This window comes from Stenotrophomonas sp. Sm2128 (assembly GCF_030985535.1).
GTDB lineage: Bacteria > Pseudomonadota > Gammaproteobacteria > Xanthomonadales > Xanthomonadaceae > Stenotrophomonas > Stenotrophomonas maltophilia.
Genome location: NZ_JAPTFQ010000003.1, coordinates 15,499 through 29,250 on the forward strand (window position 1 = coordinate 15,499; position 13,752 = coordinate 29,250).

Here is a 13,752-nt window from a genome sequence, read left to right on the forward strand (position 1 = left end):
ACCCTGGCCGGCAGTTGTGTGGGTTGCCGGCCAGCGGCCGGCACTACCGATCGTGTGACCGTCTCCACGACGTCGCGCCGGTCCTGCATAATCGGGGCATGAGTGTCCTGCGCTTCGACAATGTCAGCAAACAGTACGCCGGTGGCCACGAGGCACTGACCGATGTCAGCTTCGAGGTCGCGCCGGGCGAGATGCTGTTCGTCACCGGCCATTCCGGTGCGGGCAAAAGCACCCTGCTCAAGTTGATCCACCTGGACGAGCGGCCCAGCCGTGGCGCGGTGGTGTTCGACGAGCGCAACCTGCTGAAGGTGCGTGGCGGCGATGTGCCCCGCCACCGTCGCGCGGTGGGTGCGGTCTACCAGGACCACCGCCTGCTGATGGACCGCTCGATCGCCGAGAACGTGGCGCTGCCGCTGATCCTGCGCGGCACCCGCCGTGGCGACATCAGCAAGCGCGTGCGCTCGGTGCTGGAACGGATGGGCCTGGGCCACCGCGAGAAGGCGCTGCCCTCGCAGCTGTCGGCCGGTGAGCAGCAGCGCGTCGGCATCGCCCGCGCCATCGTCGGTGAGCCCAAGCTGCTGGTGGCCGATGAGCCGACCGGCAACCTCGACCCGACCCTGGCGGCCGAGATCATGGCCCTGTTCGCCGAGCTGCCCGCGCGCGGCACCAGCGTGCTGGTGGTCAGCCACGACCTGCCGCTGCTGCGCCGCATGCGCAAGCGCGTGCTGATCCTCGACCACGGCCGGCTGGTGGATGACATCTCGCCGCAGGATCTGGCGGAGTAACGCATGGCGAAGAACGAAAACAGCGAAGCCGCCGCCCCCTCGCGCGTGGGCGTCTGGTTCCAGCACCACGCGCACAGCGTGGTGTTCAGCCTCGGCCGTGCCTGCCGCAAACCGTGGGCGACCCTGCTGACGGTGATGGTCATGGCGCTGGCGCTGGCCCTGCCGCTGGGCCTGTCGATCGCGCTGGACAACCTCAAGCAGTTCGCCGGCAGCGTACAGCAGTCGCGCGACATCAATGTGTTCCTGAAGGGCAACGTCGATGGCCCCGGCGCGCTGCGCCTGGCCGGCCAGCTGCGCGACCGCGACGACGTGGCCGAAGTGAACGTGCGCACGCCCGAGCAGGGCCTGCAGGAACTGCGCGACGCCGGCCTCGGCGAGGCGATCGACGCACTCAATGACAACCCGCTGCCCTCGCTGCTGGTGATCACCCCCGGCCAGGGCAAGGACGACGCGCGCCTGGCACGCGCGCTGGAGAGCCTGCCCGAGGCCGACCTGGTGCAGCACGATGCACTGTGGCGCCAGCGCCTGGATGCCTGGCTGGCGTTCGGCGCGCGGCTGGTGCAGGTGCTGTCGGTCCTGCTCGGCGTCGGTGCCGCGCTGGTGGTCGGCAACACCGTGCGCCTGGACATCCAGGCCCGCCGCGAAGAGATCGGCGTGCTGCAGCTGCTCGGCGCCAGTGATGGCTTCATCCGCCGCCCGTTCCTGTACCTGGGTGCGTGGTATGGCCTGGGCGCCGGCGCGGTTGCGCTGGCCCTGATCGGCGCCGCCGGTGCCGCGCTGCGCGTGCCGCTGGCCGAACTCTCGCGCAGCTACGGCAGCCCGTTCGTGCTGCACGGCCTGGACCTGCTGCACGGTGGCCTGGTCCTGCTCGGCACGCTGCTGCTGGGCTGGCTGGGTGCGTGGCTGGTCACCGGCCACTTCCTGCGCCAGACCCGACCGACCGACACCTGAGACCGGCATGCAACCGCAAGCGCTGAAGCACCTTGAAGGGCCCGCGACGCGGGTGATGGTGGTCGATGGCTCGAAGCTGGTCCGCAAGCTGATCGCCGACGTCCTGCAGCGCGACCTGCCGGGCGTGGAGGTGATTGGCTGCGACAGCATCGAGGATGCGCAGCAGGCGCTGGCGCAGGGCCCGGTGGACCTGGTGACCACCTCGCTGACCCTGCGTGATGGCGACGGCCTGGCGCTGGCGCGGATGATCCGCGAAGCGGCCGGCCAGGCCTACGTGCCGGTGATCGTGGTGTCCGGCGATGCCCAGCAGCATCTGGAGCAGCGTCGTTTCACCGAGTACGTCACCGACTATTTCGACAAGGCGCTGGGCCACGAGGCGCTGGCGACCTTCATCCGCGGCTATGTGCAGCCGCAGACCATTCCCGGCGCGACCATCCTCTACATCGAGGACAGCCGCGTGGTGGCCGAGGCCACCAAGCGCATGCTCGAACGCCAGCAGTTGAACGTGCTGCACGTGGTCAGCGCCGAAGAGGCGTTCACCCTGCTCACCGCCGAGTCGCTGGGCCGCAGCCGCCATCGCATCGACCTGGTGCTGACCGACGTCACCCTGAAGGGCGAACTGAGCGGCCGCGACGTGGTGCAGCGCGTGCGCGTGGACTTCGGTTACGGCAAGCGCCGCCTGCCGGTGCTGGTGATGACCGGCGACGGCAACCCGCACAACCAGACCGGGCTGCTGCAGTCCGGCGCCAACGACCTGGTACTCAAGCCGATCGAAGAACGGCTGCTGGTCACCAAGGTGCTGTTCCAGTTGCGCCTGGCCCGGTTGAACGATGGACCCCTGATTCGATGAAGTGGTGCAATGATTGATGAAGTAGCGGACACCTCGACGATCCAGCTGGAACCGAGCTGGAAGCAGCATGTCGGCGATTACCTCCTGCAGCCGCAGATGCGCGAGCTGTCCAGCTTCCTGCGCCAGCGCAAGGCCAGTGGCGCGGCGGTATTCCCGCCCGGCCCGCAGATCTTCGCCGCGTTCGACGCCACGCCATTCGAGCAGGTGAAGGTGGTGATCCTCGGCCAGGACCCGTACCACGGCCGTGGCCAGGCGCATGGCCTGAGTTTCTCGGTGCCGCCGGGCGTGCCGGTGCCGCCGTCGCTGCTGAACATCTACAAGGAAATCGAGAGCGATCTCGGTATCCCGCGCCCGGACCACGGCTGCCTGATCCCGTGGGCGCAGCGCGGCGTGCTGCTGCTCAATGCCGTGTTGACGGTGGAGGAGGGCAAGGCCGGCGCACACCAGGGCCGTGGCTGGGAAGGCTTCACCGATCACGTGGTGGACGTGCTCAACCGCGAACGCGAAGGCTTGGTGTTCATGCTCTGGGGTGCCTACGCGCAGCAGAAGGGCAAGGTCATTGATACCCGTCGCCATCGCGTTCTGAAGGCCCCGCATCCGTCGCCGCTGTCGGCCCATCGTGGCTTCCTCGGCTGCCGCCATTTCTCGATGGCCAACGAGTACCTGCAGCGTCGCGGCCAAGCCCCGATCGACTGGTCGCTGCCGCCGCGCTCGGTGCTCTGAGCGCCGGCTGGCGGCCGGGCCTGAACGCCGGACAACGTTCCCTGGCCTGAATGGGCCTCCAGAACGGCCCGTTCAGCTCCGCTTGACCGGAATCGGCCGGTTTCCGGCAGGTAATCGCTTGAATTCCAAGGGATTGTGAATCCCGAAAAGCGCGCTCGCCACTGTCATCAAATCGCGCTACGGTAGGGCTCTGTTTGGGACCAGTGTTGCATCAATAGGATGCTGGAACTTTTTCCTCCTTTAGCAGTCCAAATCCCGGACTGCTAAGATGGGTGCCTATGAGCCAGAACACCTCTACTGCCCTTGTGGCAAACAATCTCCCGATTCCCAGTGCGCTCGGTTCGCTGGACGCCTACATCGGTGCCGTGCACCAGATCCCGGTGCTGTCGGTCGATGACGAACAGGACCTGGCCCGTCGCTTCCGCGACGGCAACGATCTGGACGCCGCCCGCGAGCTGGTGCACTCGCACCTGCGCTTCGTGGTGCACGTGGCCCGCGGTTACAACGGCTACGGCCTTGCCCTGGGCGATCTGATCCAGGAAGGCAACATCGGCCTGATGAAGGCGGTCAAGCGCTTCGACCCGGACATGGGCGTGCGCCTGGTCTCCTTCGCCGTGCACTGGATCCGTGCAGAGATGCACGAGTTCATCCTGAAGAACTGGCGCATCGTGAAGGTCGCCACCACCAAGGCGCAGCGCAAGCTGTTCTTCAACCTGCGCAAGTCGAAGACGCGCCTGGGCTGGATGAACGCGGCGGAAGTGAGCGCGGTGGCCAAGGACCTGAACGTGTCCGAGCGCGAGGTCATGGAAATGGAGTCGCGCCTGTCCGGCCGCGATATCGGTTTCGACGCGCCGACCGACGAGGACAACGAACACGCACCGCCGTCGCCGGCTGCGTTCCTGGTTGCCGATGACGAAGACCCGTCGATGGCCTACGAGCGCGAGGACAGCGAAGACAACCAGATGCAGCTGCTGCGCGAAGGCCTGGCCGAACTGGATGCCCGCTCGCGCGACATCATCCGCCGTCGCTGGCTGGACGCCGACAGCAAGGTGACGCTGCAGGAGCTGGCCGACGAGTACGGCGTGTCCGCCGAGCGCATCCGCCAGGTTGAGGCGAACGCGCTGAAGAAGATGAAGGCGCTGTTCACCGCGTAAGGCATAGATCTTAGGTTCGGTTCCTATTTCCGGAACGCGTTCTGATGAAAAGCCCCGGCGTTGGTCGGGGCTTTTCGTTTGGCCAGCATGGCAGTTGGTAATGCCGGCCGCTGATCGGCGGATTCAGTAGTACCAGCCCATGGCTGGCAGTCATGCGCTTCCGGTGGCCGTTCAATCCCTCGCGAGGTTTATAGCCCAGGGCCTGGTCCAATTCAGAATGGTCATTTTGGCCTCAGTCCTGGAGTTGGACTCCGATGACTGCCTTCCTGTGCTATGAATGCCAAGCCTTGCTTCAAGGCTCTTTCATGGATTGGAATGATGCGCAGGTTCGGGGGAACTGCAGGCGGTGTGTCGACCCGCTTCGGGGCATTTGAAGATCGAACTCGCAAGCTTGGTGTTATAGGCGCCTGGCTGTGCTGCTTGCTGCTGATGGGCCTTGGCCTGTCACCATCCGCAATCGCCCAGACAACGATCACATACATTCACACTGATGCCCTCGGCTCGGTTGTGGCCGAAAGCGATGCCAACGGCAACGTCATCAAACGATATGACTACGAGCCCTACGGGGCCGTGGTAGGCGGTCAGGTCACGGATGGACCTGGGTACGCCGGACATGTGAGCGACTCGGCCACAGGGCTGAGCTACATGCAACAGCGCTACATGGATCCACAACTGGGTGTGTTTTTGTCAGTGGACCCAGTCACCGCTCACCAAAAGCCAGTTGAGCAGTTCAATAGGTATCGGTACGCGAACGGGAATCCCTACAGGTTCGTCGATGCGGATGGAAGGCAGGCCGCAGAGCGATTCGTTGAGCGGCATCGGAGGGATATTGCTGCCGGAAATGGCGCCGTATACGAGCCGATGAGACCGGCCGCAATCGCTGTTACAGCGGCAATGGCTGCCCCAGTGCTGATCGAAGCTGGCATGGTTGCGATGGCCAATCCAAGTGTCGTATCAGCAGCTACCAGTATCGCTGCTGATATCGCAGGAGTTACAGGTGCCGGTGGAGCAGGTGTGGCGGCATCCAAAGTTCTGAGTGTTGAAGGTCGGGCACTTTTGAATTCCCGACCTGTGGGAAGTGCACTCAAAGCCGACGCTGGGCACAATTCGGCGACCTTCATGCGAGAGACCGCTGCAGAAGCGGGTGTTCATACTCCATTGACAGGGGGTGACGGCGTGGTCCGCACTCTGACTCAGCTGCCAGGTGAACTCAATGGAAAGGCCGGTCGATTTGAATACATAGTCGACAAGGCTGGCGACTTGACCCATCAAAGATTTGTGGAAGGTGGCAGCATGAACGGAATACCAAACAAGAAGTGAGTGTCTACATGAGAACGTATGACTGTATTCAGCCCTATGGACCCTGGAGTCAGACCGAGGTGGCGTGGGCACTGGGGCGCCATCTGATTGACTTTGAGGTTGTGAAGCACTGCGCGTCGGAGCAGAAGGAACTGGAAGAGAAGTTCAATCTGAACGCCTTGATTGAAAGACTTGAAGGGGCTTTTCCCGATGAGCGTAATAGCGTAGCTGCGCAGTTGGCGGCATTCGATAAGAACTCAAACGAGGATGAGATTCTCAGAAGATGGCTTGTTGCATTTCTCGCGGACGCTTACGCCAAGCGCGATGAGATTGCTGATCCGCTCGGAGAGGTTGAGAGGATCTACGCTGATTTTGATTACCCGGAGTCTCTGGAGAGCTTTGTCAGGTACATGCCAGCTTCTGATGGGTATGATCCGACTGCGCACTCACATGAGCAGAATGTTGCGCGTCTCTTCGAGAACTGGAAACGTTATCTTGACTCGGCGAAATAGCGGATTCACTCAGCGTAATTTCCTTCGCTTGATGTGCGTCGCCTCTTCCCGAAGCGCACCGTCCCGGCTTCCATGCCGAGGACGGTGAAAACTCCCAGAATCCGTGATCTGGTTCCATGCAGGAGGCTGCGTGGTGGATCTACCAGGCCTCACCCCTCGCGTGCGATCGCGCGCCAACCAATGTCGTTGCGGTGGAACTCGTTGGCCCAGGTCACCTTGGCCACCCCGGCATAGGCAGTGGCCTGCGCGTCGCGCACGCTGTCGCCCAGTGCGGCCACGCACAGCACGCGACCGCCGGCACTGACCACGTGGCCCTGCGCGTCCAATGCAGTCCCCGCATGGAACACCTTGGCACTGGCCGGCACGTCGTCCAGGCCGGAAATCACGTCACCGGTGATCGGCGCTTCCGGGTACGGCCTGGCCGCCAGCACCACGCCCAGCGACGGGCGCACGTCCCACTGCGCTTCGACCTGGTCCAGGCGGCCATCGATGGCAGCTTCCACCAGCTCGACCAGGTCCGACTGCAGGCGCAGCATCACTGGCTGCGTTTCCGGGTCGCCAAAGCGCACGTTGAATTCGATCACCTTCGGCGCGCCACTGGCATCGATCATCAGGCCGGCGTAGAGGAAGCCGGTGAACGGGATGCCGTCGGCGATCATGCCCTGCACGGTGGGGTTCACCACCTCGCGCATCACCCGTGCATGCACCTCCGGCGTCACCACCGGGGCCGGCGAATAGGCGCCCATGCCGCCGGTGTTCGGGCCGGTATCGCCGTCGCCGACGCGCTTGTGGTCCTGCGAGGTGGCCATCGGCAGCGCATGCACGCCGTCCACCATCGAAATGAAGCTGGCTTCCTCGCCGTCGAGGAACTCCTCGATGACCACGCGCGCACCGGCATCGCCGAACGCGTTGCCCGAGAGCATGTCACGTACCGCGTCCTCGGCTTCGGCCAGGGTCATCGCCACGATCACGCCCTTGCCGGCGGCCAGGCCATCGGCCTTGACCACGATCGGCGCGCCCTTCTCGCGGATGTAGGCCAGGGCGGCGTCCACGTCGGTGTGCACGGCGTAGAACGCGGTGGGGATGTTGTGGCGGGCCAGGAAGTCCTTGGCGTAGGCCTTGCTGCCTTCCAGCTGCGCGGCGGCGGCGGTCGGCCCGAAGATGCGCAGGCCGGCGGCGCGGAAGCGGTCTACCACGCCAGCCACCAGCGGTACTTCAGGGCCGACCACGGCCAGTGCCACGCCTTCAGCCTGGGCCAGCGCCAGCAGACCGTCGATATCGGTGACTTTCACCGCCACGTTGCGGCACTTGTCTTCGCTGGCGGTGCCGGCGTTGCCGGGTGCCACGATCACTTCGGTGACACGGGAGGACTGGGCCAGCTTCCATGCCAGGGCGTGTTCGCGGCCGCCAGAGCCGATGACGAGGATCTTCATGGGACAGGGTTCTCGGGTACGGAAGAGATAAGCCGGGCAGAGCCCGGCTTCGTGATGCGGATCAGTGGCGGAAGTGGCGCACGCCGGTGAACACCATCGCCAGGCCATGTTCGTCGGCGGCGGCGATCACTTCGGCATCGCGCATCGAACCGCCCGGCTGGATGACCGCCTTGATGCCGGCGGCAGCAGCGGCGTCGATGCCGTCGCGGAACGGGAAGAACGCATCGGAAGCCATCACCGAACCCTCGACCACCAGGTTTGCATCGGCCGCCTTGATGCCGGCGATGCGCGCGGAATAGACGCGGCTCATCTGCCCGGCGCCCACGCCAATCGTGCGGTTGTCCTTGGCGTACACAATCGCGTTGGACTTCACGAACTTGGCCACCTTCCAGGCGAACAGCAGGTCGGTGAACTGCTTGTCGGTCGGTGCCAGCTTGCTGACCACCTTCAGTTCGTCGCGGGTCATGCCGCGGTTGTCCGAGGACTGCAGCAGCAGGCCCGAGCCGACGCGCTTGCTGTCGAAGTTGTTCAGGCCATCACCGTGCGGGATGCGCAGCACGCGCACGTTGGCCTTCTTCTGTGCGTATTCCAGCGCGGCCGGCTCGTAATCCGGGGCAATCAGCACCTCAACGAACTGGCGGTCGAGGATGACCTTTGCAGTGGCCGCATCCAGCGGCTTGTTGAAGGCAATGATGCCGCCGAAGGCGCTGGTCGGGTCGGTGGCGTAGGCCAGCTCGTAGGCATCGCCGTTGCCGGCGCCAACCGCCACGCCGCACGGATTGGCGTGCTTGACGATGACGCAGGCCGGCGCATCGAACTGGCGCACGCATTCCCACGCCGCATCGGCGTCGGCCAGGTTGTTGTAGCTCAGTTCCTTGCCCTGCAGCTGCTGGAACGTGGCCAGGGTGCCCGGCACCGGGTACAGGTCGCGGTAGAACGCGCCGCTCTGGTGCGGGTTTTCGCCGTAGCGCAGGTCCATCACCTTCACGAAGGTGGAATTCATCTGCGCCGGGTACTCGGCACGCGCCGGCACGGCGGCGTCGGTGGCGGTGACCGCCGACAGGTAGTTGCTGATGGCCGCGTCGTACTGGGCGACGCGGTTGAACGCAGCCACCGAGAAGGCGAAGCGGGTGCTGGCCGACAGCTGGCCGTCGTTGGCGTCCAGCGAGGCCAGCAGCTCGGCGTACTGCGAGGGGTCGGTGGCCACTGCCACGCGGGCGAAGTTCTTGGCCGCCGAACGCAGCATGGCCGGGCCGCCGATGTCGATGTTCTCCACCGCGTCGGCCAGGGTGCAGTCGGCCTTGGCGGTGACCGATTCGAACGGGTACAGGTTCAGCACCAGCAGGTCGATGGCACCGATGCCGTGCTCAGCCATCACCGCATCATCCAGGCCGGAACGGCCCAGCAGGCCGCCGTGCACCATCGGGTGCAGGGTCTTGACCCGGCCGTCCATCATTTCCGGGAAACCGGTGACGTCGGCCACGTCCTTCACGGCCAGGCCCGCATCGCGGATCGCCTTGGCGGTGCCGCCGGTGGACAGCAGCTCCACGCCGCGTGCGGCCAGCGCAGTGGCCAGCTCGACCAGGCCGGTCTTGTCGGAAACGGAGAGGAGGGCCCGGCGGACGGGCAACAGATCGGCAGTCATGGGACAGAATCGGCAGCGGAGCGGGGCCGATATTGTAGGCGGTGGGGGCCGGTGGCGGGCGCTGGAAGGGGTAATTTGCCGTGGCGATCGACGCAAGGCCGGGTCGGGCACACCGATCCGGCCCGATCCGGGGGCTGGCCTGCGGACCAGAGCAGGGTTGTCGGAATCTGCCAACGATGGGGTAGGCTGTGCCCGCACTGCCAAGGATCAGCGGGTACGGATCATGTCGATCTATGCATTGAAAGGACGTTTCCAGGACCTGTTGCGTCCAGCCGTACGCGGCCTGTACCGCATGGGGATCACTGCCAATACGGTGACCGTGGCCGCTGCCGTGGTCTCGCTGCTGGTGGCTGCCGCCGTCTGGTGCTGCGCGCCGGCCCAGCCCCTGCTGTACCTGCTGCTGCCACTGTGGATGCTGCTGCGCATGGCGCTCAACGCCGTGGACGGCATGCTGGCCCGCGAGTTCGGCCAGCAGTCGCGGCTGGGCGCCTATCTGAATGAGCTGTGCGATGTAATCGCCGACGCGGCGCTGTACCTGAGCCTGCTCAGCGTGCCGGGCGTGCGCCCCGAGATGCTGTGGCTGCTGGCCTGGACCGCGGCCCTGAGCGAGTACGCCGGGGTGCTGGGGCTGATGGTCGGTGCCAGCCGCCGCTACGACGGCCCGATGGGCAAGAGCGACCGCGCGTTCGTGATCGGTGCGCTGGGCCTGCTGCTGGCGTTCGAGTGGGTTGGCGCGATGACGGTCACTGGCGTGGCCGCGGTCATGGCGGTGCTGTGCGTGCTGACGATGGTCAACCGCGTCCGTCGGGGACTGCGGGAAGCAGCGGTTTCGCCGAATTAATCAAGCAGATACAAGAAGACAATCAGGAGATTGCATGCGTCAGGCGCAGGAACGGGAATTCCACAGCTTCGACCAGGTACCGCTGTTCTACCGGTACTGGGCGGGCACCACCGCAACGCCGGCCACCAAGGCCATCGTGCTGCTGCACCGCGGCCATGAGCACTCCGGCCGGGTCACCCACCTGGTCGATGAGCTGGACCTGCCCGACACCGCCTTCTTCGCCTGGGACGCGCGCGGCAATGGCCGTTCGCCGGGCGCACGGGGCGATGCACCGGGCTTCCCGGCGCTGGTGCGTGATCTGGACAGTTTCATCGCCCACATCGGCGCCGAGCACGGCATTGCGGTGGAAGACATCGTGGTGATCGCGCAGAGCGTAGGGGCGGTGGTCGCCGCGACCTGGGTGCACGACTACGCGCCACGCCTGCGCGCGCTGGTCATGGCCTCGCCGGCGTTCAAGGTGAAGCTGTACGTGCCGTTCGCGCGGCCGGGCCTGGCCTTGATGCAGAAGCTGCGTGGCAACTTCTTCGTCAACAGCTACGTCAAGCCGCAGTGGCTGACCCACGATCCGGCGCGGGCGGAAAGCTACCGCACCGACCCGCTGATTACCCGGCCGATTTCGGTGCGCGTGCTGCTGGGCCTGTACGAGGCGGCCGACCGCATCGTGGCCGATGCGCAGGCAATCAGCGTACCGGTGCAGCTGCTGGTGTCCGGCTCGGATTTCGTCGTGCACCGTGGCCCGCAGGACCGCTTCTACGAGCGCCTGTCCAGCCCGATCAAGGAGCGTGTGCATCTGCCGGGCTTCTTCCACGACACGCTGGGCGAGCGCGATCGTGCACCAGCACTGGCGCGCATCCGCAGCTTCATCCAGGCGCGTTTTGCCGAGCCGCTGCGCGAGCTGTCACGCCGCGACGCGCACCGTCACGGGCCAACCTTCGAAGAATCCGAGATCCTGGCCTGGCCACCGGAGCGCAACAGCCTGGCCGACCTGCGCTGGCGCGTGGTGCGTGGCGGCCTGCGCTTCGGCGGCACGCTGTCCGAAGGCATCGCGCTGGGCCTGCGGACCGGTTTCGATTCCGGTAGCACGCTGGACTACATCTACCGGAATGAGGCGCGCGGCAAGGGCCCATTGGGGCGGATGGTCGACCGCAACTACCTGGATGCAATCGGCTGGCGTGGCATCCGCGTGCGCGGCCAGCACCTGCAGGAACTGCTGCGCGACGCTGCCCAGCGCCTGCGCGGGCAGGGCACGCCGGTGCGTGTGCTGGACGTGGCCGCCGGCCATGGCCGGTATGTGCTGGAAGCGCTGGGCCAGGGCGAACAGCGCGCCGACCGTATCGTGCTGCGTGATTTCAGCGATCTGAACGTGACCCAGGGCCAAGCGTTGATCGAGCGCCTCGGTGCGGCCGACATCGCCCGCTTCGAGCAGGGCGATGCGTTCGATCCGGCGCAACTGGCCAAGGTCGATCCAGTACCGACACTGGCGGTGGTCTCGGGCCTGTACGAACTGTTCCCCGACAACGACGCCGTGCTGCGCTCGCTGCAGGGTATCGCCGCAACGGTGCCGGTGGGCGGCTACCTGGCCTACACCGGCCAACCCTGGCACCCGCAGCTGGAATTCATCGCCCGCGCCTTGACCAGCCATCGCGGTGGCGCGGCGTGGGTGATGCGTCGCCGTACCCAGCAGGAGATGGATGAGCTGGTGCGCCTGGCCGGTTTCGAGAAGGTGGCGCAGCGCATCGACGACTTCGGCATCTTCACCGTGTCGCTGGCGCGCCGGACCGCGTGATGGCGACGCTCGCCGCAACCCCGCTGGCCGCGGAAGGGCGCCCCTGGCGGCGCGCCCTGCTGTGGCTGGCCCTGCTGGGTCCGTTCTTCTTCGCAAGCTATGGCTTCGCCAACTGGATGGCCGGCCGCCACGCCACCCTGCCGGTGATGGCGTTCGCGTGGGAGACACGCATCCCGTTCGTGCCGTGGACGATCGTGCCGTACTGGTCGATCGATCTGTTCTACGCGATCTCGTTCTTCCTGTGCCGGCGTCGGCTGGAACTGGACCGGCATGCGCTGCGACTGTTCAGTGCGCAGGTCATCGCGGTCACCTGTTTTCTGCTGTGGCCGCTGCGCTTCAGCTTCGAGCGTCCGGAGATCGGGGGTGTGTTCGGCTGGCTGTTCGATGTGCTGCTGGGCTTCGACAGGCCGTTCAACCAGGCGCCGTCGCTGCACATCGTGTTGTTGATCGTGCTGTGGGTGAAGTTCGCGCAGTACCTGCATGGCGTGTGGCGCGGGCTACTGCATGTGTGGGCACTGCTGATCGGCGTCTCGGTGCTGACCACGTTCCAGCACCATTTCATCGATATCCCGACCGGCCTGCTGGCCGGTTGGCTGTGCGTCTGGCTGTGGCCGGAGCAGGGCACGCCACCATTGCGGGCCTGGCACACCGCGCGTGATGCGAGGCGTTGGCGATTGGCAGCGTTGTACCTGTTGGGGGCCGCCGTATTGCTGGTGCCGGTGGTGCTTCTGCGTGGCGCCGCGTTGTGGCTGCTGTGGCCGGTGACGTCGTTGCTGCTGGTGGCGCTGGCCTATGCCGGGCTGGGTACAGCGGTGTTCCAGAAGCGCGCCGATGGCCGCCTGACGATGGCCGCGCGATGGCTGCTGGCACCGTACCTGGGCGCTGCCTGGATCAACTCGCGGCTGTGGACGCGGCGTGCGCCGCAGCCGGTGCCGGTGATGGACGGTGTGTGGCTGGGGCGCATTCCCTCTGAGGCATTGCCGGCCCCCCTGGTGGGCGTGGTCGATGCCTGTGCCGAGCTGTCCTGTCGCGCGCAGGGCGCCGCGTATGCCAGCGTGCCGATGCTGGACCTGGTGGTCCCTGCACCGGAACAGCTGCGCGAAGCGGCCGAGGCCATCGAGCGCCTGCATGCGCACGGACCGTTGCTGGTGTGCTGTGCGCTGGGCTATTCGCGCAGCGCCGCCAGCGTGGCCACCTGGCTGCTGCGCAGCGGTCGTGCGGCCGATGCGGACGCGGCGGTGGCGATCGTGCGTGCTGCGCGCCCTGGCATCGTGCTGGGTACGGCCCATCTGCGTGCCATCACCGACGCGGCAGGAGTGCGCGCATGAGCACGGTTCCCGATCTGGCGACCATGCAGCTGCTGCTGCGGCAGGGGCGTTGGCCGGCATGCCTGTCGCTGGGGCTGCTGCTGGTGGCATTGCTGCTGCTCGGCACCGAGCCGGGCCTGGCGATGATCGCTGCAGGGTTGCTGCTGGCCAGCATGTCTGCAGGGGTGGCCCAGGCGTACCACGCGTGGCGGGTTGCGCTGGACGCCAGCCTGCTGCAGCTGCTGCGCGATGAGCGCCTGGACGGCGATGCCGCCGCGCGCCGCACTGATCAGCTGCTGCAGGACAGCGGCCTGCGCCGCGCGTCGCCCGATGCGCCCCTGCGGGGCTGGGACGCGCGCTGGGCCGGCATGCGTCGCCTGCTGCTGCGCCAGTACCTGCTGACAGCGGTGCAGTTCGCACTGCTGGTGCTGGCCGTGTTGTGGCCGCAGACGTGAACGGGAGGGAC

13 protein-coding genes are annotated in these 13,752 nt (G+C 66.2%); 11 read left to right on the forward strand and 2 right to left on the reverse strand.

All coding sequences use genetic code 11. The features are described from left to right. Positions 1 to 98: 98 nt before the first annotated feature. The 7 genes from ftsE to O0K41_RS01750 all read left to right on the forward strand — a co-directional run bounded on the left by ftsE (position 99) and on the right by O0K41_RS01750 (position 6,274). Positions 99 to 785: a cell division ATP-binding protein FtsE gene (gene ftsE / locus O0K41_RS01720; RefSeq protein ID WP_005411273.1), complete on the forward strand. Its 687-nt coding sequence runs from the start codon at positions 99 to 101 to the stop codon at positions 783 to 785. A gap of 3 nt (positions 786 to 788) precedes the next feature. Then, entirely contained in the window at positions 789 to 1,736 is a 948-nt protein-coding gene (gene ftsX / locus O0K41_RS01725; protein WP_005414664.1) for a permease-like cell division protein FtsX, read from the forward strand. 7 nt (positions 1,737 to 1,743) lie between these two features. Continuing rightward, a complete protein-coding gene (locus O0K41_RS01730) occupies positions 1,744 to 2,586 on the forward strand; it encodes a response regulator (RefSeq protein ID WP_043034539.1) in 843 nt (280 codons plus the stop codon). Between the two features lie 9 nt (positions 2,587 to 2,595). Beyond that, positions 2,596 to 3,309: a uracil-DNA glycosylase gene (gene ung / locus O0K41_RS01735; protein ID WP_049448519.1), complete on the forward strand. Its 714-nt coding sequence runs from the start codon at positions 2,596 to 2,598 to the stop codon at positions 3,307 to 3,309. 278 nt (positions 3,310 to 3,587) lie between these two features. Beyond that, a complete protein-coding gene (rpoH, locus tag O0K41_RS01740; protein ID WP_005411269.1) occupies positions 3,588 to 4,463 on the forward strand; it encodes an RNA polymerase sigma factor RpoH in 876 nt (291 codons plus the stop codon). Between the two features lie 273 nt (positions 4,464 to 4,736). Further along, entirely contained in the window at positions 4,737 to 5,783 is a 1,047-nt protein-coding gene (locus O0K41_RS01745; RefSeq protein WP_239503584.1) for an RHS repeat-associated core domain-containing protein, read from the forward strand. A gap of 59 nt (positions 5,784 to 5,842) precedes the next feature. After that, entirely contained in the window at positions 5,843 to 6,274 is a 432-nt protein-coding gene (locus tag O0K41_RS01750; RefSeq protein ID WP_164222562.1) for a DUF2247 family protein, read from the forward strand. Positions 6,275 to 6,423: 149 nt separating this feature from the next. On the opposite strand, the gene purD is transcribed toward O0K41_RS01750, so the two are convergent. Further along, positions 6,424 to 7,707 (reverse strand): phosphoribosylamine--glycine ligase, encoded by a 1,284-nt coding sequence (gene purD / locus O0K41_RS01755; protein ID WP_308304421.1) that lies wholly within the window; start codon positions 7,705 to 7,707, stop codon positions 6,424 to 6,426. Positions 7,708 to 7,768: 61 nt separating this feature from the next. After that, a complete protein-coding gene (gene purH / locus O0K41_RS01760; RefSeq protein ID WP_012481416.1) occupies positions 7,769 to 9,352 on the reverse strand; it encodes a bifunctional phosphoribosylaminoimidazolecarboxamide formyltransferase/IMP cyclohydrolase in 1,584 nt (527 codons plus the stop codon). Positions 9,353 to 9,575: 223 nt separating this feature from the next. Here purH and O0K41_RS01765 point away from each other — a divergent pair, with 223 nt between their 5' ends. The 4 genes from O0K41_RS01765 to O0K41_RS01780 are packed head-to-tail and all read left to right on the forward strand — an operon-like array spanning position 9,576 to position 13,741. Further along, entirely contained in the window at positions 9,576 to 10,193 is a 618-nt protein-coding gene (locus O0K41_RS01765) for a CDP-alcohol phosphatidyltransferase family protein (RefSeq protein ID WP_005411264.1), read from the forward strand. Between the two features lie 34 nt (positions 10,194 to 10,227). Next, positions 10,228 to 11,979 (forward strand): bifunctional alpha/beta hydrolase/class I SAM-dependent methyltransferase, encoded by a 1,752-nt coding sequence (locus O0K41_RS01770; RefSeq protein ID WP_164222564.1) that lies wholly within the window; start codon positions 10,228 to 10,230, stop codon positions 11,977 to 11,979. A 23-nt stretch (positions 11,980 to 12,002) separates the two neighbouring features. Continuing rightward, positions 12,003 to 13,307 carry a phosphatase PAP2/dual specificity phosphatase family protein gene (locus tag O0K41_RS01775; protein ID WP_197567796.1) on the forward strand — a complete coding sequence of 435 codons (1,305 nt, stop codon included), beginning with the start codon at positions 12,003 to 12,005 and terminating at the stop codon, positions 13,305 to 13,307. Then, positions 13,304 to 13,741 carry a hypothetical protein gene (locus O0K41_RS01780; protein WP_164222567.1) on the forward strand — a complete coding sequence of 146 codons (438 nt, stop codon included), beginning with the start codon at positions 13,304 to 13,306 and terminating at the stop codon, positions 13,739 to 13,741. Before O0K41_RS01775 ends, O0K41_RS01780 begins: the two co-directional genes overlap by 4 nt. Positions 13,742 to 13,752 lie beyond the last annotated feature (11 nt).

Bases quoted from the DNA above. Each gene is read 5' to 3' on its own strand.
- O0K41_RS01770 (WP_164222564.1), top strand. From the start codon at position 10,228: ATGCGTCAGGCGCAGGAACGGGAATTCCACAGCTTCGACCAGGTACCG.
- ftsX (WP_005414664.1), top strand. From the start codon at position 789: ATGGCGAAGAACGAAAACAGCGAAGCCGCCGCCCCCTCGCGCGTGGGC.
- O0K41_RS01780 (WP_164222567.1), top strand. From the start codon at position 13,304: ATGAGCACGGTTCCCGATCTGGCGACCATGCAGCTGCTGCTGCGGCAG.
- ftsE (WP_005411273.1), top strand. From the start codon at position 99: ATGAGTGTCCTGCGCTTCGACAATGTCAGCAAACAGTACGCCGGTGGC.
- rpoH (WP_005411269.1), top strand. From the start codon at position 3,588: ATGAGCCAGAACACCTCTACTGCCCTTGTGGCAAACAATCTCCCGATT.
- purH (WP_012481416.1), bottom strand. From the start codon at position 9,352: ATGACTGCCGATCTGTTGCCCGTCCGCCGGGCCCTCCTCTCCGTTTCC.
- O0K41_RS01730 (WP_043034539.1), top strand. From the start codon at position 1,744: ATGCAACCGCAAGCGCTGAAGCACCTTGAAGGGCCCGCGACGCGGGTG.
- O0K41_RS01745 (WP_239503584.1), top strand. From the start codon at position 4,737: ATGAATGCCAAGCCTTGCTTCAAGGCTCTTTCATGGATTGGAATGATG.
- purD (WP_308304421.1), bottom strand. From the start codon at position 7,707: ATGAAGATCCTCGTCATCGGCTCTGGCGGCCGCGAACACGCCCTGGCA.
- O0K41_RS01765 (WP_005411264.1), top strand. From the start codon at position 9,576: ATGTCGATCTATGCATTGAAAGGACGTTTCCAGGACCTGTTGCGTCCA.
- ung (WP_049448519.1), top strand. From the start codon at position 2,596: ATGATTGATGAAGTAGCGGACACCTCGACGATCCAGCTGGAACCGAGC.